This is a genomic window from Novosphingobium resinovorum (assembly GCF_027922145.1).
Taxonomy (GTDB): domain Bacteria; phylum Pseudomonadota; class Alphaproteobacteria; order Sphingomonadales; family Sphingomonadaceae; genus Novosphingobium; species Novosphingobium resinovorum.
Genome location: NZ_BSFC01000044.1, coordinates 14,848 through 37,591 on the forward strand (window position 1 = coordinate 14,848; position 22,744 = coordinate 37,591).

Annotated in this window: 23 protein-coding genes; 8 read left to right on the plus strand and 15 right to left on the minus strand. The window is 66.2% G+C overall.

From position 1 onward, the window contains the following. Nucleotides 1-190 precede the first annotated feature (190 nt). The 4 genes from PKE80_RS22770 to lptG all read left to right on the plus strand — a co-directional run bounded on the left by PKE80_RS22770 (nt 191) and on the right by lptG (nt 4,212). A complete protein-coding gene (locus PKE80_RS22770; RefSeq protein WP_271184497.1) occupies nt 191-1,195 on the plus strand; it encodes a phasin family protein in 1,005 nt (334 codons plus the stop codon). A gap of 181 nt (nt 1,196-1,376) precedes the next feature. Further along, a complete protein-coding gene (gene clpS, locus PKE80_RS22775) occupies nt 1,377-1,712 on the plus strand; it encodes an ATP-dependent Clp protease adapter ClpS (RefSeq protein WP_271184498.1) in 336 nt (111 codons plus the stop codon). 172 nt (nt 1,713-1,884) lie between these two features. Further along, complete coding sequence (gene lptF, locus PKE80_RS22780; RefSeq protein WP_271184499.1) at nt 1,885-3,111, plus strand: LPS export ABC transporter permease LptF; 1,227 nt, start codon at nt 1,885-1,887, stop codon at nt 3,109-3,111. A gap of 3 nt (nt 3,112-3,114) precedes the next feature. Next, entirely contained in the window at nt 3,115-4,212 is a 1,098-nt protein-coding gene (lptG, locus tag PKE80_RS22785; protein WP_271184500.1) for an LPS export ABC transporter permease LptG, read from the plus strand. Between the two features lie 16 nt (nt 4,213-4,228). Here the strand turns inward: lptG and PKE80_RS22790 are convergent, their stop codons facing one another. Continuing rightward, nucleotides 4,229-5,323 carry a fatty acid desaturase family protein gene (locus PKE80_RS22790; protein WP_271184501.1) on the minus strand — a complete coding sequence of 365 codons (1,095 nt, stop codon included), beginning with the start codon at nt 5,321-5,323 and terminating at the stop codon, nt 4,229-4,231. A 146-nt stretch (nt 5,324-5,469) separates the two neighbouring features. Here PKE80_RS22790 and PKE80_RS22795 point away from each other — a divergent pair, with 146 nt between their 5' ends. After that, nucleotides 5,470-6,630, plus strand: coding sequence for a GNAT family protein (locus tag PKE80_RS22795; protein WP_271184502.1), 1,161 nt, complete (start codon nt 5,470-5,472; stop codon nt 6,628-6,630). A gap of 445 nt (nt 6,631-7,075) precedes the next feature. Here PKE80_RS22795 and PKE80_RS22800 read toward each other — a convergent pair whose 3' ends face one another. From PKE80_RS22800 to lipB, 3 genes are all read right to left on the minus strand, one after another. Further along, entirely contained in the window at nt 7,076-7,723 is a 648-nt protein-coding gene (locus PKE80_RS22800) for a glutathione S-transferase family protein (RefSeq protein WP_271184503.1), read from the minus strand. A gap of 190 nt (nt 7,724-7,913) precedes the next feature. Next, nucleotides 7,914-8,240: a hypothetical protein gene (locus tag PKE80_RS22805; RefSeq protein ID WP_271184504.1), complete on the minus strand. Its 327-nt coding sequence runs from the start codon at nt 8,238-8,240 to the stop codon at nt 7,914-7,916. After that, nucleotides 8,241-8,921: a lipoyl(octanoyl) transferase LipB gene (lipB, locus tag PKE80_RS22810; protein ID WP_271184505.1), complete on the minus strand. Its 681-nt coding sequence runs from the start codon at nt 8,919-8,921 to the stop codon at nt 8,241-8,243. 83 nt (nt 8,922-9,004) lie between these two features. Between lipB and PKE80_RS22815 the strand changes: the two genes are divergently transcribed. Then, a complete protein-coding gene (locus PKE80_RS22815; RefSeq protein WP_271184506.1) occupies nt 9,005-9,817 on the plus strand; it encodes a DUF7847 domain-containing protein in 813 nt (270 codons plus the stop codon). 137 nt (nt 9,818-9,954) lie between these two features. On the opposite strand, the gene PKE80_RS22820 is transcribed toward PKE80_RS22815, so the two are convergent. From PKE80_RS22820 to PKE80_RS22845, 6 genes are all read right to left on the minus strand, one after another. After that, a complete protein-coding gene (locus PKE80_RS22820) occupies nt 9,955-10,587 on the minus strand; it encodes a class I SAM-dependent methyltransferase (protein WP_008832590.1) in 633 nt (210 codons plus the stop codon). A 117-nt stretch (nt 10,588-10,704) separates the two neighbouring features. Next, nucleotides 10,705-11,049: an arsenate reductase (glutaredoxin) gene (gene arsC, locus PKE80_RS22825; protein ID WP_008832591.1), complete on the minus strand. Its 345-nt coding sequence runs from the start codon at nt 11,047-11,049 to the stop codon at nt 10,705-10,707. Then, a complete protein-coding gene (locus tag PKE80_RS22830) occupies nt 11,046-11,585 on the minus strand; it encodes a (2Fe-2S)-binding protein (RefSeq protein WP_008832592.1) in 540 nt (179 codons plus the stop codon). Before PKE80_RS22830 ends, arsC begins: the two co-directional genes overlap by 4 nt. A 1-nt stretch (nt 11,586) precedes the next feature. Next, nucleotides 11,587-12,321 carry a metallophosphoesterase family protein gene (locus tag PKE80_RS22835; protein ID WP_271184507.1) on the minus strand — a complete coding sequence of 245 codons (735 nt, stop codon included), beginning with the start codon at nt 12,319-12,321 and terminating at the stop codon, nt 11,587-11,589. A gap of 56 nt (nt 12,322-12,377) precedes the next feature. Beyond that, nucleotides 12,378-14,411 (minus strand): TonB-dependent receptor, encoded by a 2,034-nt coding sequence (locus tag PKE80_RS22840; RefSeq protein ID WP_271184508.1) that lies wholly within the window; start codon nt 14,409-14,411, stop codon nt 12,378-12,380. A 232-nt stretch (nt 14,412-14,643) separates the two neighbouring features. After that, complete coding sequence (locus PKE80_RS22845) at nt 14,644-15,336, minus strand: fumarylacetoacetate hydrolase family protein (protein WP_271184509.1); 693 nt, start codon at nt 15,334-15,336, stop codon at nt 14,644-14,646. Nucleotides 15,337-15,487: 151 nt separating this feature from the next. On the opposite strand from PKE80_RS22845, the gene PKE80_RS22850 reads away from it, so the two are divergent. After that, the gene (locus PKE80_RS22850; protein WP_197524460.1) at nt 15,488-16,006 is read left to right on the plus strand and encodes a YqgE/AlgH family protein; all 519 of its coding nucleotides are present in this window, start codon (nt 15,488-15,490) and stop codon (nt 16,004-16,006) included. Between the two features lie 94 nt (nt 16,007-16,100). On the opposite strand, the gene PKE80_RS22855 is transcribed toward PKE80_RS22850, so the two are convergent. The 5 genes from PKE80_RS22855 to PKE80_RS22875 all read right to left on the minus strand — a co-directional run bounded on the left by PKE80_RS22855 (nt 16,101) and on the right by PKE80_RS22875 (nt 20,453). Further along, the gene (locus tag PKE80_RS22855) at nt 16,101-16,658 is read right to left on the minus strand and encodes a nucleotidyltransferase family protein (protein WP_271184510.1); all 558 of its coding nucleotides are present in this window, start codon (nt 16,656-16,658) and stop codon (nt 16,101-16,103) included. Then, complete coding sequence (locus PKE80_RS22860) at nt 16,655-17,668, minus strand: XdhC family protein (protein ID WP_271184511.1); 1,014 nt, start codon at nt 17,666-17,668, stop codon at nt 16,655-16,657. Before PKE80_RS22860 ends, PKE80_RS22855 begins: the two co-directional genes overlap by 4 nt. Next, complete coding sequence (locus PKE80_RS22865) at nt 17,668-18,285, minus strand: TetR/AcrR family transcriptional regulator (RefSeq protein WP_271184512.1); 618 nt, start codon at nt 18,283-18,285, stop codon at nt 17,668-17,670. Before PKE80_RS22865 ends, PKE80_RS22860 begins: the two co-directional genes overlap by 1 nt. Nucleotides 18,286-18,362: 77 nt before the next feature. Further along, nucleotides 18,363-19,079 (minus strand): murein L,D-transpeptidase catalytic domain-containing protein, encoded by a 717-nt coding sequence (locus PKE80_RS22870; RefSeq protein ID WP_036526369.1) that lies wholly within the window; start codon nt 19,077-19,079, stop codon nt 18,363-18,365. A gap of 129 nt (nt 19,080-19,208) precedes the next feature. Next, entirely contained in the window at nt 19,209-20,453 is a 1,245-nt protein-coding gene (locus tag PKE80_RS22875; RefSeq protein ID WP_271184513.1) for a polyhydroxyalkanoate depolymerase, read from the minus strand. Nucleotides 20,454-20,708: 255 nt separating this feature from the next. Here PKE80_RS22875 and PKE80_RS22880 point away from each other — a divergent pair, with 255 nt between their 5' ends. Then, on the plus strand, nt 20,709-22,508 hold the full coding sequence (locus PKE80_RS22880; protein ID WP_271184514.1) for an ABC transporter transmembrane domain-containing protein: 1,800 nt from the start codon (nt 20,709-20,711) through the stop codon (nt 22,506-22,508). The last annotated feature ends 236 nt before the right edge of the window (nt 22,509-22,744 follow it).

Here is a 22,744-nt window from a genome sequence, read left to right on the forward strand (position 1 = left end):
CCTGAAAAGCAAGGTAAATTTGTGCGATGCAGCATAAATTGTGCATCGCAACATAGATGTGTTGACTTCGCGCCTGCAAAAACCTATTTTGCAACGCAGCAACGGTTTGTGCGACTCGTTGATCACACGGATTTCACCGGGGTGACGCCCGGCTCTTAATCGAAGTTTTCAAAAAAGGCTGGATGCTCAAATGGCCGATAGTGAAGACCCGAAGACCAATGTCGCTCCGGTAGCGCCTCCCAAGCCCGTAGAGGCCGAAGTGGCTGCGCCGGTCAAATCCGTTTCAAGCGTACCGGAAACGCCTAAGGTGGGAGAGCCCAAGCTCGTTTCGGCTGCGCCGAAGGTGCCTGAGCCAGTGCGGTCTACCGCACCAGTCTCTGCTAAGCCGGAAACCTCGGCGAAGGTTGATGCTTCCGTCAAGAAGCCGGTCGTAAAGGCGGCGCCAATCAAGGCGCCTGTAGCAAAGGCACCTCTTGCCGAGAAGGCGGAGGTCAAGGCTGCAAGGCCCAAGCCGAAGATCAAAACTGCGCCGGCCGCTACCGCGAAGCTGAAGCCGGTCGTACCAGTTGTTCCGGCCAAGGTCGTCGAGACCAAGCCGGCCACTACGGTTGCCAAGGACGTGAAGGAAACGGTCGCTGCCGTTCCGGTTCCGAAGGCGGCCACAAAAACGGCGGCGCCAAAGACCGCACCGAAGCCCATTTCGGGCAAGCCCGTCTTCGCAGGACTGTTCTCCAATTTCATGCTCGAGGAAACAACTATGGACATGAGCGCTAACTTCACCGGCTTCCAGGATGCCATCACCGAGGCGCAGGCCAAGGCCAAGGCCGCTTTCGAAAAGAGCACCAGCGTGCTCGGCGAAGTCAGCGACTTCGCAAAGGGCAACGTCGAAGCTGCCGTCGAATCTGGCAAGATCTACGCCGAGGGCGTGCAGACCCTTGGTTCGGAATTCGTGTCGGAGAGCCGCGCTGCGTTCGAGAAGATGTCGGGTGACATCAAGGAACTCGCCGCTGCCAAGTCGCCGACCGACTTCTTCAAGCTGCAGAGCGACCTTGTCCGCAAGAACTTCGACACAGCCGTGGCCTACAGCTCGAAGAACAGCGAAGCCATGCTCAAGCTGTTCAGCGACACTTTCGCGCCAATTTCCGGCCGCGTGAGCATCGCCGTCGAAAAGGCGCGCTCGGCCGCTCCGTTCTGATTTCAGGCAGGTTCGACCGGCCGGGTGACGCTGTTATCCGGCCGATTGAGCCTCCTGACCGAGAATATGGGCCGGGGCATCTTGTTATCGGACGCCTCGGTACGATATTCTGGGCACCATGATTCCCCTGATCGCTGATTCTGACCTGTCGCTTTTTCCGCTCGTGCCTTTTCGGGGCACGATGGCGGACGGTGACAATTCCGATCATGGTACTGGCGATGATCATCAGGTCGGCATCGCCACCAAGACCCGTGCCAAGCCGAAGAAGCCTAGCCAGTTCAAGGTGCTGATGCTCAATGACGACTACACCCCGATGGAATTCGTGGTGCTGGTCCTCAAGCGCTTCTTCCACATGGACCTCGAACAGGCCACGCGTGTGATGCTTCATGTTCACCAGAAGGGCGTGGGCGTCTGTGGCATCTTCCCTTACGAGATCGCCGAGACCAAGGTGAACCAGGTGATGGACTTCGCCAGGCAGAACCAGCACCCTCTCCAGTGCACGCTGGAAAAGGCCTGATCACATTCTCTTCCGGACGGGAAACCTTAAGGCTTCGGTGACGTTGATCGGCTGGGCCGGCGCGTTGATGACGTTGCCGGAGCGAGAAGGTTTCCGGCCTGCTACAAATCGCTTTGCCCTTCCGGCGCGAGCGGTTAAGGGCGGGGGAGAACGGTTGAGTGACGACGCCTAAGTGAAGTTCATCAGCGCCCTGGACCGCTACATCTTTCGCCTCGTGCTGATGCCGATGCTGGGCATATTTCTGCTCGCTGCCTCGTTGCTCGTGCTCGACAAGATGCTCCGGCTTTTTGATTTCGTCGCGACGGAAGGCGGGCCGATTGGCGTCGTCTTCAAGATGCTGGCGAACATGATGCCGGAATATGCAAGCCTCGCCATTCCGCTTGGCCTGATGCTCGGCATCCTGCTGGCATTCCGCAAGCTGGCGACGAGCAGCGAACTCGACGTCATGCGTGCCGTGGGCCTTAGCTACACCCGCATGCTTCGCGTGCCTTACATGATCACGATCGTGCTGGTCATCGCCAACTTCGCGATCGTCGGCTACCTCCAGCCCTTGTCGCGCTATTATTACGAAGAGCTCAATTACGAACTCAAGTCGGGTGCGCTGGGCGCCTCGATCAAGGTAGGTGAGTTCACGGCGCTCAAGGATCGTATCGCCCTGCGCATCGACGAGAGCCGGGACGACGGGCGCAAGCTGATCGGCATCTTCGCGCGACTGTCGAACGACAAGGGGCAGGTGCTTTCCATTTCTGCGCGCGAGGGGCGTTTCCTCGCGCTCAAGGATAATCCCGACACGATCATCTTCCGGCTCGAACAGGGCCAGATCATCCAGGATGAACCAGGCCAGCCTTCGCGAGTGCTGACCTTTACCCGCCATGACCTGCCGATCGAACTCCCCGCGATCGAGAAGTTCCGTCAGCGCGGCGGGCAGGAGCGCGAATACTTGCTACCCGAACTGCTTAAGCTGGGTTGGGACAAGGATGCGCCGAGCGAGGAGCGCGTCTCCAGCCAGGCGAACTTCAACTATCGCATGGTCGAAGTCGTGATGATGCTGCTGCTGCCGCTTCTCGGCGTGGCGCTGGCGATCCCGCCCAAGCGCTCGACTTCGGCCCTCGGCCTGTTCGTTTCGATCGTGATGGTGGTGGCCTATCACAAGGTCAACCAGTATGCGAATGACGTGGCCTCGCTTGGCAAGATCAGCCCGATCCTCGGGCTATGGGGGCCGTTCTTCGTCTTCGCCGCAATCATCCTGTGGATGTACTGGCGCGTGGCTTACGTGCCTGGCGGGCAGGCGATCGGCTGGCTCGAGACAGCGTCCGACAAGGTGGTCAAGCGCCTCAAGTCGCTGCTGCGCCGTAACCGGCGCGGGCCTATCCTGCCGATGCCAGCGGATCAGAGCTGACCCATGAACCTCGAATTTTTCCCGTCGCGTACTCTGACGCTCTATCTCTCGCGGCTGTTCCTGACGCGCATCGTTGCCGTGCTGATCATGCTGGTGCTGGTGCTGCAGGTGCTCGACCTGCTGGGTGAGAGCGGTGACATTCTTGCCTATAAAGGCAACGGGCAGGTGCAACTGCTCTACTACGTTTCACTGCGTGTCCCTCAGTTGGTCGCACGGTTTCTGCCTTATTCGGTGCTCCTTGCCACGATCATCACGCTCGCCACGCTGAACCAGAACAGCGAGGTCATCTCTATGAAGGCGGCGGGCCTGTCGGCGCATCAGGTGCTTGCACCGCTGATTCTGACTGCGCTGGTGATTTCCGGGTTCAGTTTTGCCTTCAACGAGCGCGTCGTCACCCGCGCGGCTCGTACGCTGGATGCATGGCAGGCGGTCGATTACGGGCCTGTCCCGAAGGATGCGAGCCCCAAAGCCAACCTTTATCTCGCTGATGGCAGCGACCTGCTGTTGGCGCAGTCGCTCTCGGGCGAGGGTAATGCGATGACCTTGCATGGGGTCACGTACTATCGCCGCGATACCAACGACATGATCGTCGAGATGATGCGTGCCGGGACCGCGACTTACGCAAATCCAGGCTGGAAGCTCGACAAGCCGACCCGATTCCATGTCGCTAACACCACCACAACGAAGCTGGTTACCGCCACCGTCGCGCCGGGGATCACCCCGGCCAAGATTTTCGTGTCAAAGGTCGATGCGGATGCGGAGGATATCTTCACGCTTACCGATTCGATCCAGGCAGTGCGCGAGGCGGGGCGGCGTACCAGCGAGCTCGACGCCGCATGGTGGCACAAGCTGTCGGGGCCTTTGTCCTCGGCGCTGATGCCGCTGCTGGGCGCCGTGGCGGCGTTCGGACTTGCCCGCTCTGGCGCACTGCTGATCCGCGCGGTTACTGGTATGGCGCTGGGCTTCGCCTACTTCGTGTTCGACAATGCAGCGCTGGCGATGGGCAATTTCGGTGGCTACCCGCCGCTGATTGCGGCTTGGGCGCCTTTCCTGCTCTTCGCGCTCATCGGCGAGACCGTGCTGATCCGCACCGAGGAATAAGGGCGAGAAGCCTTCTTTACCTGACCTTCATCGTGCTGCGCGCGAGCCTTCCGAGCAGCGGGGCAAGGCCGGAATAGCTGGCCTTGCCGTAAGTCGAACCGTCTTCCAGATGAGTGGTCAGGCGGCGGTGCGCCTCTGCCAGCGAGTGGTAGGGCATCGAAGGCAGCAGGTGGTGCAGCGCATGATAGCGCAGGCCCACCGGTGCCCACATCGCCGCGACGAAGCCGGGCGGTGGCACGTTCACCGAATCGAGATACTGCGCGGTGACGGTCATCGCTTCGCCGTCGTTCTCCCACAGGTGTGCGACGAGGGTGCGGACCTGGTTGAGCAGCGCGGTGAACGAGACGATGCACAGCGCGATCAGAAGCGGCCTCCAGCCCCAGACGAAGCTCGCGGCGACGAGGCCGATCGCCCAGACCGAACAGGCGAGTTCCTGCCAGAACACCATGCGGGCGAAGTCGCCCTCCGGCTTGCGGCGCTTGTACTGCGGGTTGATGGCGAGCGCCGAGACACGTTCCCACACCAGCGTACGTAGCGGCGGCACGATTGCGCCCAGCGGCACGAGCACCGCCGAGCGGATCAGCAGCGCGGGCGGCAGCAGTATCGCGGTGAGCGCGAAGACCGGCAGGCTCCACGGCTTCATCAGCGCCAGCGGCAGGTATTCCGGGTCCTCGACCGTGCCGTAGCGGGTGCGGGCGTGGTGCTGGGTGTGCACGCCCTCGTACATGAAAGAGGGGATCAGCATCGGCACGCCGACCAGCAGGTTCCAGCCGAAGCGGAAGCCGGGCAGGGCGTCCTTGTGGATGTGCGTCAGTTCATGGATGAACAGCAGCGCGCGGTAGAGCGCCAGCGACGCGACCACGCCCAGCAGCACTGCGACCACCGGATTGCCTGCCAGAATCGCGCCTGCAAGCGCGGCATAGCCGAGCGCGGCGCTCCCCAGCATGTCGGGCCAGTAGATGCCGGGGCGGGCCGCCGCGATGTCGCGCGTCAGTTCGACGGCGGCGCGCAGCATCGCCTTGTCGTCGGGCATCTGCGAGTGCCACGTCGATCCCTGCGCGGAATTACGCGCATCGGCGGGGGGCAGGTCGATCGCATTCTGGGCATTCATCGTGCAAGATTTCCAAAGTGTTTCCGGGCATAAGGCCGCCCGGTCCGCGCTCCACCGCAATTCGCCGTGCGGTCCGACTTGACAACCTGCCGCCATCGGCAGCACGTCGCGCTCATATTCCGTTACGCCAGAACAAAGGCAGCATCGTGGCCGAACTAGTCATCACTCCGATCTCCAGCAAGGCCGACATCGCCGCTTTTGTCGATCTCGCTTATCGACTCAATGCGTCAGATCAAAACTGGGTGCCGAATCTGCGCTCGGAGGAAATCTCCAAGTTCACCCCCGGCAAGAACCCGTTCTTCGAGCATGCCCGCTGCCAGTTGTTCCTGGCGAAGCGCGACGGCAGGATCGTTGGGCGCATATCGGCGCACATCGATGAACTGGCGCTGAAACAGCCGGTCAAGCAAGGGATGGGGCCGGGCACCGGTAACTGGGGCGCGATCGAGGCGGAGGACGCCGAGGTCGCTCACGCCCTCATCGCCCGCGCCGAGCAGTGGCTGCGCGAGCAGGGCATGACTCGCGTGCTGGCGCCGATGAACCTGTCGGTCTGGGAAGAGCCGGGCATCCAGACGGTCGGGCACGATCATCCGCCGATGGTGATGATGGCGCATCACAATGCGGCTTATCAGGGCTGGATCGAGAGCCAGGGCTACGCAGTCGTCAAGACCGTCAAGACCTACGAACTCGACGTCACGAAGCAGTTTCCGCCACTGATCCAGCGCATCGTCTCGTCGGGCGAGAAGAACGCCAAGATCGTCGTGCGCAAGGCCAGCCTCAAGCATTTTGACCGCGAAGCCGCGATCATCTGCGAAATCCTGAACGATGCCTGGTCGGACAACTGGGGCTTCGTCCCCTTCACCGACAAGGAAATCGAGTACGCGGGCAAGGCGTTCAAGCCGCTGGTGCATCCCGAACTGATCATGATCGCCGAGTACGAGGGCGAGCCGGTGGCGTTCATGATGACGCTGCCGGACCTCAATGGCATCCAGATGAAGGTCAACAAGCGTACCGGCAAGCCGTCCATCCTCGGCCTGCTCAAGCTGCTGCTGTGGCTGAGGAAACCCAAGCCCGCCGACATGCGCGTTCCGCTGATGGGTGTGCGCAAGAAGCTGCAGTCCTCGCGGCTCGCCAGCCAGCTGGCCTTCATGATGATCGAGTACATCCGCCGCGCCGCCGTCGCCAAATTCGGGGCCAAGCGCGGTGAGATCGGCTGGGTTCTCGAGGACAATCAGGGGATGGTCGCCATCGCCGATGCCATCGAGAGCACCGTGAACCGCGAGTACGCGATCTACGACAAGGCGCTCTGAGCGCCGGAGGTTTACACGGTTTACACGGTCCAGGGGGAACTGCCGGGCCGTCGCTTGCGGGCGTGAATGGCGGATTTCCGGGGTTTTCTGGCCGAGGCGCCTGTCACAAGGTGACACCTTTCCATGGGAGAGTGTCACCTTGGGGCGCCATGTGTCACTTTGCGCGCGGAAAGTGTCACCTTGTGCGTGAAAAGTGTAACCTTGCGCGATGAACCGGCTGGACATCGTGCACGGAGAAGGCGGGGCAGGGGGCGCATCGGGCGAGAATACCGCCGTGCTGACGCTGTAGGAAAACGGTTTCGAGCTTCACCTTGAATCGTCATTGCGAGCGTAGCGAAGCAATCCAGGGCGGTTTGCGCGGCCCTGGACTGCTTCGCTGCGCTCGCAATGACGAAGGGAGGGGCGATCCATTGTCTTTACTGCTCAGAGTTGCGGATTCGATCGCTTACCGCCCTGCCTGTTCGAACACCGCCAACTGCGCGGCGAAGGCGCGCTGGAAGGCGGGGCGGGCCTCGCCGCGTGCGACGTAGGCGCGGATCGTTGGGAAGTCCTCCAGCAGCCCCGAGCTAGCGAGGCGGCGCAGTACCGAGATCGTCATCAGGTCGCCCGCGCTGAAGGCGCCGTCCAGCCATTCCGTATCGCCCAGCCGCGCGGCGAGGTCTCCGAGGCGCGTGTGCACACGGGCGTCGAGCATGGTCAGGCGCTCCTCGTGCCAGGGCTTGTCGCTCTCGAACAGGGCGGCCATCGAGCGTTCGACGATCGGCGGCTCCAGCGTGGAGAGCGCGGCGAACATCCATGTGACCGCGCGGGTGCGAGCTTCCGGGTTTTCCGGCAGCAGCCCGGTATGGCTCTGCGCGAGGTGCAGCACGATGGCGCCCGATTCGAACAGCACGAGGTCGTCTTCCTCATACGTCGGGATCTGGCCGAAAGGGTTGCGGGCGCGGTGTGCGGCCTCCTTCATCGCCGTGAACGAGACGAGGCGTACGGTGTAAGGCTGTGCCACTTCCTCCAGCGCCCAGCGAACCGGCATGTCCCGCGCAAGGCCGCGGCCGCGGTCGGGCGAGGTTTCGAAGACGGTGAGGGTGGGCAGCATCGCGGGTGGCTCCGGTTTGGGAGCGATGATGCGCCTGATGGGGATTGGGGCGCAAGGGGGGCATCCTCCCCGTCGCGAAGCGATGGGGAGGGGGACCGCTCGCGGAGCGAGTGGTGGGGGGGGGCGAAACCCCTCCGTCAGCCCTGCGGGCTGCCACCTCCCCATTGCTTTGCAACAGGGAGGATTTTGCCTAAGGCTGTGTCGGCGTCGCGGAAGGTGCCGGAGGCGGCGGGGCTTCGATCACCGTCGCGGGCTCGTCGCCCTCGACCACATCATCCGCCACTTCCGATGGCGGAACCGCAGGGCCGCCCGCGCGCGGGAGGCCGAGCCCGGCGTTCGGGTCGGTAAGCGAGGCCTGCGACTTCACCGTATCGTAAGGCAGCATGTCGTCGCTGACCGAGCGCGGCAGCAGTTCGCCGCCCGCCGCCGCCTTGGGCTGGTCGTCCGCCTTCTTGCTGCAGCCGCCGAGCGCCAGCGCCGTCAGGGCAACGGGCAGGATCAGGTGCGCGGACTTCATTTACGCGGTCTCCGGTGCGGAAGGCGGGCAGGGGCTTTCCAGTGAGGCGAGGAAAGCCGGGGCGCGTGCGATCAGCGCGGCGTCGAAGGCGGCGAGGTCCACGTCCTTGCCGAGCCGCTTGAGGCTGGTGACGCCGAATTCCTCGATGCCGCAAGGCACGATGCCGGTGAAATGCGAAAGGTCGGGCGCGACGTTCACCGAGAAGCCGTGCATCGTCACCCACTTGCGGATGCGAACGCCGATCGCGCCGATCTTCGCCTCGCGCCCATCGACGTCGGTGGTCCAGATGCCGATGCGACCTTCGGAGCGGAAGGTCTCGACGCCGAAGTCGCGCAAGGTCTCGATCACCCAGCCTTCGAGGCCGTGAACGAAGCCGCGCGCGTCGCGGGCGCGCTTCTTGAGGTCGAGCAGCACATAGCCGATGCGCTGGCCGGGGCCGTGGTAGGTATAGCGCCCGCCGCGTCCGGCCTCGACCACCTCGAAGCGAGGGTCAAGCAGTTCGGCGACGGCGGCGCTGGTGCCGGCGGTGTAGACCGGCGGATGCTCCAGCAGCCAGACCAGTTCGCGCGCCTCTCCGGCGGCGATGGCTGCGTTGCGGGCGGTCATCTCTTCCAGTGCCTCGCGGTAGGGCACCGGATCGGCGGAGATGCGCAGTTCAATATCACCGGGTAGCGAAGTCATGCCGCGTTGCGTGGCGTCATTCCATGCGGTTATCAAGTGCAAACGCGCCAACCGGCGTCTATGGCGAGATCATGGAACCCTTGATGAAGTTCGACAGCAGCCGGGCCTGGAGCCAGGCATCCCAGGCCGTTTCCGCCAACCGCGAGGTCGTGCTGGCGCTGGCCGGGGTGTTCTTTCTCCTGCCGCAGCTGATGTTCTCGATCTTTTTCCCGCCGCCGGAGACGGGCGCGGGGATGAACGAGACGCAGATGATGACCATGCTGCGGACCTACTATCTCTCGGCGGCGCCGGTATTGATTCCGATGGCGCTGTTCCAGGCGTTGGGCTCGCTTTCGTTGCTGTGCCTGCTCGACAGCGACCGGCGACCGACCGTGGGCGGGGCGATCCGCGACGGGCTGAAGGGCGTGGTGCCTTATCTGCTCGCGCAGATCCTCACCGGCATGGCGCTGGCGCTGATCGCGCTCGTGGTTGCGGGGCTGCTGGGCGTCGTCGGAGGCGTCGTCGGCGGGGTGATCGGGCTGGCCATCGTGCTGCTCTTCGCCATCGTCGTGGGCGTGCGCCTGTCGGTGGCGGCGCCGGTGATCGCGGTGGAGAACGTGTTCAACCCGGTCGCGGCACTGGTGCGCTCGTGGAAGCTGACCAAGGGCAATACCGCGCGGCTGCTGGGCTTCTACGCGCTGCTCGCGGCGGCCATGATCGTGCTGCTGATCTTCGGCAACGTTCTGACGATACCGATCACGCTGCTCGCTCCGGCCGAAGTCGCACGCTTCGTCGCGGCGGCGGTGGAGGCGGTGCTGGCGACGGTAATGGCGGTGTATTTCGTGGCGGTGATCGCGCAGGTCCATCGCCAGCTGGCAGGGCCTTCGGCGGAAGCGCAGGCGGACCTCTTCGTGTAAGCGCCTTATCCTCCCTGTCGCGCAGCGATGGGGAGGTGGCAGCCCGTCAGGGCTGACGGATGGGGCTTCTCCCCTCCACCACCGACTGCGTCGGCGGTCCCCCTCCCCATCGCTGCGCGACAGGGAGGATTTTCAGGTCAGTCCTCGTCCTTCCAGCCCCACCACATGAAGCAGGGCGGGACGTTGATCGGTTCGATCGCGTCGTCGATGCGCTTGAAGTGCGGGGCCATGTAGCTGCGCGCCTTGGGGCGGAACTGGTAGACCAGGAACGCGCCGCCCTTGCGGATCACGCGGTAGGTGGCAGAGGCGATGGCGGGCGCCACGCCCTTGGGCAGGGTGGAGAACGGCAGGCCCGAGAGGACGTAATCCGCCTTTTCGTGCCCGTGCGCGCGCACGATCTCCTCGACGTCCGCCGCCGAGCCGTTGACCGCGACGAAGCGGCTGTCGCTGATCGTGCGGCGCAGGTAGTCGATGAACATCGGGTTGGTGTCGATGACGATCAGCATGCCGTCGCGCGGCAGGCGGTCGAGCACCGGCTGGCAGAAAGTGCCGACGCCGGGGCCGTACTCGACGAATAGCTTCGTGTTCGCCCAGTCCACCTTCGACAGCATGCGGTTGATGGTGAAGCGCGAGGACGGGACGATCGAGCCGACCATCACCGGGTTGCGGATGAAACCTTCGAGGAACACGCCCCAAGGCCCCATGCCCTGCTTGATCTTCTGCCTGATCCGGTGGGCCAAAGGCTGTCGGGCAAGCTCGGTGCTGGTCATGCTGAGGAAGGCTCTCGCAATATTGTCATGTCACGGATTTGCCATGCGGTGGCAGATTGTCCCTGCCAATGCAAGGCGATGGCGCGTTGCCGGAACGCGCCGGATGGGGAAACCGGGTCAGAGAATCTGGTGAACCGTTTCCTGTGGGCGACAAAGCCGCACGCCCTTGTCGGTCTCGACCAGCGGGCGCTCGATCAGGATCGGGTCGGCGGCCATCGCGGCGAGGACGGCGGCGTCGTCGGCTTGCGGCAGCCCGCGCTCCTCGGCATCGGTGCCGCGGATGCGCAGGCCCTGCTGCGGGCTGATCCCGGCGTCGCGGTAGAGCTGGGCGAGCTTTTCGGCGCTCGGCGGGGTCTTGAGGTATTCGATCACCGTAACCTCGACGCCCGGCGTTTCCTCGAGGATCGCCAGCGTCTTGCGCGAGGTGCCGCACTTGGGGTTGTGCCAGATGGTGGCTCTCATGGGGTCTGTCCTTTCGTGTCCGGGACCATCGCCGGAATTCTGCCGGAGCCGCCGGGGACCGGCGCGGCGTCGATCTTCTCTTCGCGGCGGGCGACGGCGGCGGCGCGCTGGATGGCGCGCACGAGCCGGGGCTGGACGCCGCAGCGGCACAAGTTCGGGATAGCCGCCTTGACCTCGGCCTCGCTCGGATTGGCGTTGCGCGCGAGGAGGGCGGCGGCGCTCATCACGATACCGGGCGTGCAGAACCCGCACTGAACCGCCTGCTCGGCCACCATCGCCTGCTGCACCGGATGCGAGCGGTCGCGCGACAGGCCCTCGACGGTGACGACGAAGCGGCCCTCGCACTCGGCAAGCGTGATGAGGCACGATCGCAGCGCGGCGCCATCGACCATGACGGTGCAGGCATGGCAATCGCCCACGCCGCAGCCGTACTTGGTGCCGGTAAGGTTGGCCGCATCGCGCAGCGCCCACAGCAGCGGCGTGCGCGGGTCCATCTCGAACTGGACGGGGCGGTCGTTGACGGTGAAGCGGGTCATCTCAGGCGTATCCCGTGGCCAGCGCGCGCGCCCAGTCCTCGCGCCCGCCCTCGGCAGCGCGGAGGGCGGCGGCGGTCCAGTCGTAAGCGACGGCGAGCAGCTCCGCTTCCCAGCCATCCGGCCCGCGCTCGACCACGGCGTAGCGCGCTTCGGGCGAACCCGATTCGATGACGTGGGGATGCGGTTGGTCGTCGGCGAAGGCGGGCAGGCCGACCGAACCGGGGTTCACCACCAGCCGCCCGTCATCGAGGCGCACCGCCCGCTGCCTGTGCGAGTGGCCGCAGAGCACCAGCGGGGCGTCGATCCCGCCCAGCCGCTCGGCGATCTCGTTTGGAGTGGCGGCGCGGCAGCCGGTGGGCTCGACCGTTTCCAGCAGAAATTCCAGATCGCCGCGCGGGGAGCCGTGGCAGGCGTAGAGGTCGCTCTCCAGCCACATGTCCACCGGCAGCGAGGCCAGCCATTCGCGGTGGCGCGGCTGCAGCACGGCATCGGTGGCGGCGTCGGAAAGGCTCATCTCGGCGCGCGATTGTTCGAGCAGCTGGCGCTCGTGGTTGCCCCGGATCGTCTCAAGCCCGAGTGCCATCAGCCGATCCGCCGTGCCCACGCTGTCGAGCGGGCCGCTGAGGATGTCGCCGAGGTTGACGACCCGGCGCACCCCGCGCGCGGCGGCATCCGCCAGCACCGCGTCGAGCGCGCCGAGGTTGCCGTGAATGTCGGAGATCACCGCGATGGCCATGCCCTCGCGATGCCCCGCCTTGCCGATCAGCGCAACCCCAGTCAGTTCAGGCCCAGTCAGTTCAGGCCCAGCTTGAACCCCGCCCACAAGGTGCGCGGCTGGCCCAGATCCATCGAGCCGGCCGCATTGCGCGTCACGATCGTCTCGTCGGTCAGGTTCTCGGCGCGCAGGACCAGTGAGGCGAAGCGGGTGATCGGCACTTGCGCATAGAGGTCCAGCGTCGTCGCGGCGGGCAGGGTGTCGACCTGAAGGTCGTCCTCGTACTGCGCACCGGTGCGGCGCAGGGTGGCGGCCAGGCGCCAGCCGTCGGCGGGTGCCCATGCCACCGTCCCGCTGGCCGCGAGCTTGGGCACCTGCGCCGGGCGCATGCCGTCGAGCGCGATCTGCGCGGCGGTCGCCTTCACCTTGGCATCGGTCCACGACAGCGAGCCGGACAGATCGACCTTGCCCAGCTTGAGGTCGGCGCTTGCCTCGATCCCGCGCGCGTGGATCGAATCGACGTTCTGCCGCTCGCGCACGGTGGAGGACAAAGTGACGTTGGCGATGGCGTCCTTGAGGTAGTTGTCGAAGGCCGTGAGCGACAGGTTCAGCGTCTCGGAGGGGTGGAAGTCCACGCCCGCCTCGTAGCCGCGCAGGCGCTCGGGCTTGAGGCCGGGATTGGCATTAGTGGTGATCGGGAACACCACGAAGGGCCGGTACAGCTCGTTCAGCGTCGGCAGGCGCAGTCCGGTATAGGCGGCGGCGCGCAGCGACACGGCGGTGGTGGCGTTCCACACAATGCCGCCGCGTCCGTTGGCGTTCCAGCCGTCGCGGTCGGCGTAGCGGGTGTCCTGCGTCACCACGCCCGCGGGGTTCACCTGATGGTAGTAGCCGTCGGTGATGGTCCAGCGGTCGAGGCGGCCGCCAGCGGTCAGCACGAACTGGCCGATGGTCCAGTCGTCCTCGATATAGAAGCCGAGGTCGGACTGCCGCCCGCCCGCCTTGCGGAACGCGGTGGCGAGGCCGGTGACGGCGCTATAGGGCGCTTCCACGAGGTTCCCGCGCGAAAGCTTCACGTCGGTGCCGATGCGCAGCACGTGGCTTTCGCCCACCGGCGGGCGCAGTTCGGCCTTGCCGCCGACCGCCAGCGTCGGGGTCTTGGCCTGATCGAGCGTCTTCTTGTAGCTCGTCGAGCTGATGACGATGTTCGAGAAATCCTGCGCCTGCACGAAGCCCAGCACGTCGAACTGCCAGTCGCCCCGGCCCACGAAACGCAGCGAGCCCTGCTGGCCCGAAGACGTCGAATCCGCGCCCTTGAAGCGCAGCGTGCGCGCATCGTCATAGACGAGGCCCGATGCCTGAACCTCGATGGTGTCGGTCAGCGGCGCGACGGCGCGCAGCGAGCCCGACAGGCTTTCATACTTCGCGCGCGCGGTGGCGGCGACGCGCTGGTCCTTCGGCGTGGTCCAGAAGCCCTGGCCGCGATCCCACTGCACGCCCGCCACGACGAAGCCTTCGCCAAGGCGCGGCGCCACCGTGAGCGAGCCTTGCGTCTCGCCCCGGTTGTTGACCAGCGCCTCCGCGCTTACCGGGCCGAGTTCGTCAGGGCTCGCGCTTTCCATCTCGATCGTGCCGGAGACCGCGCCCGTGCCGAACGCGCCCATACCGCCGCCGCGCGTCACCCGCACGGAGCCGAGGCGGTCGGGGGTGAGCGCGCTCAGCGGAATATAGCCGAAGAACGGGTTCGCCACCGGCACGCCGTCCAGCAGCACTTGCGCGCGGCTCGATGCATTGCCGCCCAGTGCACGCAGGGTCACGCCCTGGTTCGAGGGGTTGGACGATCGGCTGTCGGAGCGGCGGAACTGCTGGAATCCGGCGACAGAGGCCAGCACATCCTCGATCCGGCCCGAGGCGCTGGAAACCAGCTTGTCGCGGGCGATCGTCTGGACGTCGTAGGCGGGCGTCGCCGGACCTTCCGAAAGCCCGCGCCCGGTGACGACGATGGGCTCGCGCGGGGCGGCGTCATCGTCCTCGGCCAGCGCGGGATGCGCGAGCGCGACGAGGGGCAGGGCGAGCAGGGCACAGGTGGTACGGCGTCGAATGGTGGTCATTGTTTTCCAGCTTTGAGGCATCGTTCTCCGCCGCTGTGTGTCCTGCAAAGCATTGTGGCTGACAAGGCGGACAAAGGCGAGGCGACCCAAGGGATGATACGCCAGTTCCTCCCCGAGCTTGCTCGGGGAGGGGGACCGCCCGCGAAGCGGGTGGTGGAGGGGGGACGGGCAATTCCCCCTCCGTCAGCCCTGACGGGCTGCCACCTCCCCGAGACAAGCTCGGGGAGGAATGTCATTCCGCTGCGCCGATTTCCAGTCGCAGCGGGGTGAGGCCCTCGATCGTGCCTTCCAGCACGTCGCCCACCGCGACCGGGCCGACGCCCGCCGGGGTGCCGGTATAAATCAGGTCGCCGGGTGCGAGGTGGTAGAGGCCCGAGAGGTCGGCGATCAGCTCGGGGATCGACCAGATCATGTCCGAGAGCACGCCGTCCTGCTTCACCGCGTCGTTCTGCGTTAGCGCGATGCGCTGGGCCTCAGGCGCGAAGACGGCGGCGGGCGTGATCGGCGCGATGACTGCGCCGTTCTCGAAGTCCTTGCCGGTGTCCCAGGGATAACCCTTGGCCTTGGACGCGTTCTGCAGGTCGCGCCGGGTCATGTCGAGGCCGCAGGCATAGCCGTAGACCACCTCCATTGCCGCCTCGGGGGCGATCCGGAACGCGGGGGCGCCGATGGCGACGACCAGTTCCATTTCGTAGTGGCAGTTTTCGGTGCCCGGCGGATAGGGGATCGCCCCGCCGTCGAGGCACAGCGCTGCGGGCGCCTTGTTGAACCAGATCGGCGCCTCGCGGTCGACCGCGTTGCCCAGTTCCAGCGCGTGCGCGGCGTAATTGCGCCCGACGCAGAAGATGCGGCGCACCGGATAGGCGGCCGCTTCGCCGACGACGGGCACGGCGGGGGCGACGGGAAGGTCGAAAAGCAGGGTCACGGGGCTGGGTTCTCCTTTGTGCCGGGGCATAGGCCGCTCCGTCGCATCGGGAAAGCGCTCTCTCGGATACGGGGGTTGTAGTCGGCGCAAGGGGGCATAGAGTGGACGGGTGACGACGCAGCAGTATCTTGCAGGCCGCATCCTATTGGCAATGCCGGGGATGTTCGACCCGCGCTTCGAGCGCTCGGTCAACGTGTTATGCGTGCATGACGAGGACGGCGCGCTCGGCGTCGGCATCGGCCACGTGCGCGAAGGCGTGCGTTTCCACGATGTGCTGGAGGAACTGGGCCTCGACCCGGGCGTCTCGCCCAACCGCGAGATCATGCACGGCGGCCCGGTCGAACCGGGGCGCGGCTTCATTCTGCACTCGACCGACTGGGGCGGCAGCGACACTATCGAGGTCGCGCCGCTTTGCGGGCTGTCCGCCTCGATGGACGTGCTGCGCGCGATCGCGGCGGGGCAGGGGCCGTCGCAGTGGATCATGGCGCTGGGCTACGCCGGATGGGGCGCGGGTCAACTGGAGGGCGAGATGCGCCACCACGGATGGTACGCCGCCGAAGGCCACCGCGAAGTCCTGTTCGAAACGCCGCCGGAGGGGCGCTGGTCGGCGACATGGCGGGCGGAAGGGATCGATCCCGCGCTGCTTTCGAACGAGACGGGGCGGGCTTAAGTTCACCCTCCCTTCGTCATTGCGAGCGTAGCGAAGCAATCCAGGGCAGTCTTGGGCCGCCCTGGATTGCTTCGCTACGCTCGCAATGACGATGTCATGGGAGATTTTCGAGGTCGCCCGGGCGGTCCACGTCGAAGTGGATCGCGGGCGAGGAGACCTCGACTCTCACCACGTCATCGCGGCTGCGCAGCAGGCGTCCCGCGCCCTCGTCGCCGGTGAGCGCGGCGATCGCGGGCAAGGCCGCGGCGGACAGCAGGACCGGATGGCCGGGCTTGCCCCCGTGACAGGGCATAGCGGCATAGGCATCGCCGATCGCGGCGGCGAGTGTCGGTGCGACCTCGGCAGGAATGCGCGGCATGTCGCCGAGGAAAACGAAGGCGGCCTTTGCCTCTCCGGCCGCCGCGATGCCGGCCTTCAGTGTCTCGGACAAGGCATAGCTCTCCAGCCGCAGTGTCTCCACCGCAGGCGTGCCGGGCCATTCGCCCGTATCGAGGCCGGGCCGCGCGACGACGATCACCCGCTCTACCGGCGCGGCGCGGGCGGTGCGGATCGCGTGATGGAGCAGAGGCTCGCCATCGAGCCGGGCGGAGAGCTTGTCGCTGCCGAATCGGGTCGAGTGCCCGGCTGCGAGCACCAGTGCGACCGCGCTCAAGCCCGTTCCCGCGCCGGGTTCAGCGCCTGCATGATTTCGGCGATGATGCCGGTGGCGACTTCCCAGGGCGACTTGCCCAGCCCGGGGACGCCCGGCGAAAGCTGCAGCCGCGCCAGTTCCTCCGCGCTCGCGCCCGCCGCTTCCAGCGCGCCGAGGCGTTGGGCGGCGCGCGATCTGGCGCCGATCATGCCGACATAGCCCGCCCCGCCCCGCAAGGCGGCAAGGCAGCCGCCGAGGTCGTGGTGATCCTCATGCGTGGCGCCAAGGTAGGCGGTCCAGCGATCGACTTTCAGGTGGGCGAGGGCGTCCGCAGGCTCCTCGCGCAAGTAGCGCGAGACGGGGAAGGGCGGCGGCGCATGCGGGCCGCCGGGGCGCAGCAGGATCGTCTCGAACTGCGCCATCGCCCCGAGCTTCGCGGCGGCGAGCGCGCCGGGATCACCGCCCGAGACGATCAGGCGGCGCGGCGGATCGTACCGGCGGGCGATGCGGAACGGGTCCTCGCGAAAGTCCAGCAACGGGCCGTCCTCCTCGCGCGCCTCTTGCGTTTCGCCGTCGCTCGCCCAGAGGCAGGTGCGGCGCTCGGCGGCGTGGTGCAGCAGCGCGGCGGCGGCGGGCGAATCCGGCGCGATCCGCTCCAGCAGCACATGCAGCGCGCCGCCGCAGCGCAGGCGAAGGTCGATCCAGGGGCTGCCCATGCCGTAATGCAACCGCTTCGGCTTGCCGTCGGCGAGCACTTGCGCGGCGTGGTTGGCGACGTCGCCCTCGATGCAGTCGCCCGAGAAATAGCCGCTCGCGGCGATCTGGCCGTCGGACCCTGCGGCGAACAGCATTTGCGCGCCGGGACCGCGCGGCGCGCTGCCCGCGACCTTGTAGAGTGTCGCCAGCGCCGCCGGACGGCCTGCCGTGAGGGCCGCGCGCAAGGCGGGGCGCACGTCGTCGATCCAGCCGAACTCGGGCCAGTCCGCGTCCTCGATCATGCCGCCAAGAACGGGGGCGTCGGTCAGCGTCATCACGCGCGCGCCGCTTGGCGCTCCATCGTGTCGCCGACCAGTGGGGCGATGACCAGACGGTGCAGGATCGTCGCCACTTCCTCGGGGCTGCGGGTGGAGGCGGGCTTGTCCCCGCCCTGCGCCAACCACCATGCAAGGATGTCGATGGTCGCGCCGGTGCCGTGGATGGTGCCGAGATCCGAAGGCAACCACGAATGGCGCGACTGCGCGCTTTCCGCGAGGCCGAGCGCCTGGCGGATGAACTCCTCGCGCACGATGCCCGCTGCGCCGCCGGTCAGCAGCGCCGACCACAGCATCGCGTGCTCGTGGACATGGCGGCAGACTTCCAGCGTCGATTCGTAGCTGTTGGCGGCGTAGAGGATGGGGATCGTGCGGCCGAGCAGATCCTCGATCTCATGCGCGGCGACGTCGGCCAGCAGCGCTTCCTTGGTCGGGTAGTGCCGGAAGAAAGTGGCGTACCCGGTTCCGGCGCGCGCGCTGATCTCGCGGATCGTCAGTTGGTCGAACGGCTTGATTTCAAGCAGCGCCAGCAGCGCCGAGGTCAGCGCCTGCCGCGAGCGGACCTGTCGTGCATCGGTGGGAGCCTCGCGCTTGAGGCCGTTCAGGCTGGTGTCCATGATACGATGCGTATCATTGCGACGGAGGCGTGTCTAACCGCAGCAGCCGTGAACCGGCCGCAACGCGGCGTTGAATATCACCCTTCGCCGATGCGATCCGCGAACAGCAGGCGACCGCCGGAAAGGTGCCAGAGCGCTTCGTTGAAATCGTTGTCGCTCATGGCGAAGCAGCCCTCGCTGCGACCGAGCTTGCCCCACTTGTCGATCATCGAGGAGCCGACGTACCAGGCCGGATGCATGACGATCGCGCGCGGCAGCGCCATCGAATTGTCGTTGTCCAGACCCATCAGGCGGATCGAGGTGCCGTACTTGCCCTTGTACCACTCGGCGGTGAGGTAAGCCCCGCGCGAGGTCGCTTCCGAGCCGGGAACGTTGGAAAAGCTCTGCAGCCAGCCGCTGTGCGCCGGGTCGGAACCGCGCCCGTGCGCGACGAGGAACGAGCGCATCGTCCCGTTTTCCAGATTGGCGAAGTGGAGGCGCGGTTTCCACGAAGGCTGCGCAAAATCGACGATTCCGACCACGTCGGCGCGCCACAGATGATTGCGCACGCGCCCGGCCTGCTTCGACGCGACGTCGAGTACACGGCGCTCGTAAAGCGATAGTCCAGTGGGCGATGCGGGAACCGATGTCAGGCTGCTTGGAAAGGCACCGGCGAGCGGCGCAAGAGCCTCACCGGGCGCGGTCGAATCGGGAAGGACACCTTCGGAGGCGAAAGCCCGCGCGGGCAAAGCCAGACCGATGCCGGCGACAAGCCCGCCCTTCAGTATTTTCCTTCGACTATGTGCGCGATCCATAGTGGCGGTAATACCACAATCGGTCCCGGTGATCCACCATCTCGTCGCGCGATCGGCGCTGGGCGGGAGCGTTCCGCCGCAAAAAACGTTTGGCGGGGCCGCGACTTAGGCGCGACCCCGCCACAAACATCAGGCTACCACCTTGAGCGGCTTGCGCTGGTGCTGGGCGATCCAGTCCTCCAGCACCGGGGCGATTCGCGTCCGCCACTTGCTGCCGTTGAAGATGCCGTAGTGGCCCACCTCGGCGGCGAGGTAGTACTTCTTGCGCTTCTCGGGCAGGTGGCTGGCAAGGTGCAGCGCGGCGCGGGTCTGGCCGATGCCGGAGATATCGTCCCTCTCGCCCTCGATCGCCAGCAGCGCCGTGTCGCGGATGCCGGACAGGTCGATCCGCTCGCCGCGATGGACGAACTCGCCCTTGGGCAGAGAGTGGTTCTGGAACACGTGTTCGATCGTCTGCAGGTAGAATTCCGAGGTCATGTCGCAGACCGCGCGATATTCGTCGTAGAAGGCCTTGGTGGCATCGGCGCTGTCACCGTCGCCCGCGACCATGTGCTTGAACATGCCGTAGTGGCTCATCATGTGGCTGCCGAGGTTCATCGCCATGAACCCGGCAAGCTGCAGGAAGCCCGGATAGACGCGGCGGCCGCCGCCCGGATAGGTCGCCGGAACGGTGGCGATGACGTTCTGCTGGAACCACGAAAGCGGCTGCTGCATCGCCACGTCATTGACGCTGGTGGGCGCCTCGCGCGTGTCGATCGGGCCGCCCATCATGGTGAGAGTGGCGGGACGGCAGGGGTGCTCCTTGGCGCCCATGATCGCGGCGGCGGCGTAGGCCGGAACCGAGGGCTGGCACACCGCGAGGACGTGGGTGCCGGGGCCGATGTGTTCGAGGAAAGAAATGACGTAATCGATGTAGTCGTCGAGATCGAAGCGCCCGGCGCTCATCGGCACCAGCTTCGCGTCGGCCCAGTCGGTGATGTAGACTTCGGCGCTTTCCACCATGCGCGCGACGGTGCCGCGCAGCAGGGTGGCATAGTGGCCGCTCATCGGTGCGACGATAAGGAGCTTGGGCGCGTCCTTGCCGAATCCAGGATGCTCGAATCGCAGCAGGTTGCCGAACGGCTTGTGCAGCACGATCGATTCGGTGACCGGCTGGATCTTGCCGTCGACGGTCACGGTCTCGATGTCAAACGAGGGCTTTCCGCGGGGGGAAGCGGCGTGCGCGAAGACGTCCAGTGCCGAGGCCATGACCGGGCCGAGACCCGAATAACCGAATGGAAGCGAGGGGTTGGTCAGCAGTTCGGCGCCAACCGACGCCCATGCGGCAGCGCTGCTCATCATGGCGCGCTGCAACTCGTAGGCATTGTAGAGCAAGTCGATTCTCCTGGCCGTTTCGGGGCCGAAACAGCCGTTGTGAGGGGTTCTTACTCCCCAACTAGGGAACTAGAGGTTACCGTTGCAACGCGGCAATTCCGATTTCAGGCAGGTGATCTTCGCAAGAGAGGCACGTTTCGCCGCGAATCGGACAGTATGTCCATGGCTAGAAGGAAGCCTTTTCCTCCGCTTCGCGACGCTGTAAGGCGCGGCGCCATGGATGGGACGCAAGGCAATGCCCCGGGGCAAGAGACCATGACTGAAGAGCCGAAGCGGCCACGCCGCAGTCTCGGCCCGCTGCGCATGGTCTGGCGCGAGATGCTCAAGTATCCGGGGCGCATGGCCACGGCAGGCGCGGCGCTGATTACGACGGCGACCTCGACGCTGGCGATCCCTTATGGCTTCCGGCAGATCATCGACAAGGGCTTCGCGCAAGGCGCCGACCCGAATGCGATCCGCTCGTGGTTCCTGATGCTGATGGGCGTGGTCGTGGTGCTCGCCATTGCAACGGCGATCCGGTTCTACTCGGTCTCGTGGCTGGGCGAGCGCGTCGTCGGCGACATTCGCCTGCGCGTGCAGCGCCACCTGCTGACTTTGGCGCCGAGCTTCTTCGAGGAGAACAGCCCCAAGGAAATCTCCTCGCGCATGACCGCCGACACCGCGATCATCGAGCAGATCGTGGGCACCACCGTCTCGGTCGCGCTGCGTAACGCGATCATGGCGCTGGGCGGGGTGATCTATCTCTTCGCGCTGGAGCCGGGGCTGACGGCGTGGCTGGTCATCGCCATTCCGGTGGTGATCCTGCCGATCGCCGCTTTCGGTCGCAAGCTGCGCGCCGTCTCGCGATCCAGCCAGGACCGCGTGGCAGACATCGGCGCGCTGACTGCCGAAGTGCTGGGCGCATTGAAGGTCGTGCAGGCGTTCAACCAGGAAGGCCGCGAGCAGGGCCGCTTCGCCGCCGCTGTGGAGCGCACGTTCGATACCGGCCGTCACCGCATCATGATCCGCGCGATCATGACCGCGGTGATCATGTTCCTGATCTTCGGCTCGATCACCATGATCATGTGGCGCGGCGCGATCGGCGTGGCCGAGGGCTCCATCACCGGCGGCACCATCGCCGCCTTCGTGGTAACGGCGGGCATCGTCGCAGGCGCGTTCGGCTCGCTCACCGAGGTCTACGGCGATCTCGTGCGCGGCGCGGGCGCGGCCAGCCGCCTCGCCGAGCTGCTGAGCGAGCATCCCACCATCGCCCCTCCGGCGCGCGCTCTGGTGCTGCCGAGCCCGGCGCGCGGCAAACTGGCGTTCGAGCGCGTGACCTTCCGCTATCCTTCGCGGCCCGAACTTCCGGCGCTGCACGACTTCAATCTGACCATCGAGCCGGGCGAGACCGTCGCTATCGTCGGCCCCTCGGGCGCGGGCAAGTCGACGCTGTTCCAGCTGGCCGAGCGGTTCTACGACCCGCAGGGCGGCGCCATCAAGATCGACGGTGTCCCGCTCGCCTCCGCCGATCCAGCCGAGATCCGCCAGCGCATCGCCCTGGTTCCGCAGGAAGGCGTGCTGTTCGCCGCCTCCGCGCGCGACAATCTGCGCTACGGCAACTGGAATGCCGACGACGAGGCGATCTGGCAGGCGGCCCGCGCGGCCAACGCCGAAGGTTTCCTGCGCGCGCTGCCGCAGGGCCTCGACACGTTCCTCGGCGAAGACGGTGCGCGCCTTTCGGGCGGCCAGCGCCAGCGCATCGCCATCGCCCGCGCGCTGCTGCGCGACGCGCCGATCCTGCTGCTCGACGAAGCCACCAGCGCGCTCGATGCCGAGAGCGAACGGCTGGTGCAGGACGCGGTCGAGACGCTGATGGCGCAGCGCACCACGCTGGTCATCGCTCACCGCCTCGCCACCGTGCGCAAGGCGGACCGCATCGTCGTGATGGATGGCGGCCGTATCGTCGAGCAGGGCACGCATGAAAGCCTGAGCGGGCAGGGCGGCCTCTATGCGCGGCTGGCGTCGCTGCAGTTCGACACTGTCGTCTCGGGGCAGCCGATCGCGCCGCTGGGCTGAGGCGCCCCTTTCGTCATTGCGAGCGCAGCGAAGCAATCCAGGGCAGCGTTACACCGCCTTGGATTGCTTCGCTGCGCTCGCAATGACGAAGCGAGATTGGCCTCGCCTTCGCAACCAGCGGCACGGCCTTCAATTTACCTCCATCACTGCTCCTTTTTCACTGGCGTTGCGCGCGCGTGTAACTAAGTTACGCGCCATCGCCGGTCGTCCTGATCCGGCCGAAATATCCTGTCGCC

Coding starts and splice junctions, on each gene's coding strand:
- arsC (WP_008832591.1), bottom strand. CDS start 11,049: ATGAGAGCCACCATCTGGCACAACCCCAAGTGCGGCACCTCGCGCAAG.
- PKE80_RS22870 (WP_036526369.1), bottom strand. CDS start 19,079: ATGGATCGCGCACATAGTCGAAGGAAAATACTGAAGGGCGGGCTTGTC.
- PKE80_RS22805 (WP_271184504.1), bottom strand. CDS start 8,240: ATGAAGTCCGCGCACCTGATCCTGCCCGTTGCCCTGACGGCGCTGGCG.
- PKE80_RS22820 (WP_008832590.1), bottom strand. CDS start 10,587: ATGACCAGCACCGAGCTTGCCCGACAGCCTTTGGCCCACCGGATCAGG.
- PKE80_RS22840 (WP_271184508.1), bottom strand. CDS start 14,411: ATGACCACCATTCGACGCCGTACCACCTGTGCCCTGCTCGCCCTGCCC.
- PKE80_RS22850 (WP_197524460.1), top strand. CDS start 15,488: ATGCCGGGGATGTTCGACCCGCGCTTCGAGCGCTCGGTCAACGTGTTA.
- lptG (WP_271184500.1), top strand. CDS start 3,115: ATGAACCTCGAATTTTTCCCGTCGCGTACTCTGACGCTCTATCTCTCG.
- PKE80_RS22880 (WP_271184514.1), top strand. CDS start 20,709: ATGACTGAAGAGCCGAAGCGGCCACGCCGCAGTCTCGGCCCGCTGCGC.
- PKE80_RS22830 (WP_008832592.1), bottom strand. CDS start 11,585: ATGACCCGCTTCACCGTCAACGACCGCCCCGTCCAGTTCGAGATGGAC.
- PKE80_RS22770 (WP_271184497.1), top strand. CDS start 191: ATGGCCGATAGTGAAGACCCGAAGACCAATGTCGCTCCGGTAGCGCCT.
- lipB (WP_271184505.1), bottom strand. CDS start 8,921: ATGACTTCGCTACCCGGTGATATTGAACTGCGCATCTCCGCCGATCCG.
- PKE80_RS22800 (WP_271184503.1), bottom strand. CDS start 7,723: ATGCTGCCCACCCTCACCGTCTTCGAAACCTCGCCCGACCGCGGCCGC.
- PKE80_RS22835 (WP_271184507.1), bottom strand. CDS start 12,321: ATGGCCATCGCGGTGATCTCCGACATTCACGGCAACCTCGGCGCGCTC.
- PKE80_RS22860 (WP_271184511.1), bottom strand. CDS start 17,668: ATGACGCTGACCGACGCCCCCGTTCTTGGCGGCATGATCGAGGACGCG.
- clpS (WP_271184498.1), top strand. CDS start 1,377: ATGGCGGACGGTGACAATTCCGATCATGGTACTGGCGATGATCATCAG.
- PKE80_RS22865 (WP_271184512.1), bottom strand. CDS start 18,285: ATGGACACCAGCCTGAACGGCCTCAAGCGCGAGGCTCCCACCGATGCA.
- PKE80_RS22790 (WP_271184501.1), bottom strand. CDS start 5,323: ATGAATGCCCAGAATGCGATCGACCTGCCCCCCGCCGATGCGCGTAAT.
- PKE80_RS22815 (WP_271184506.1), top strand. CDS start 9,005: ATGAAGTTCGACAGCAGCCGGGCCTGGAGCCAGGCATCCCAGGCCGTT.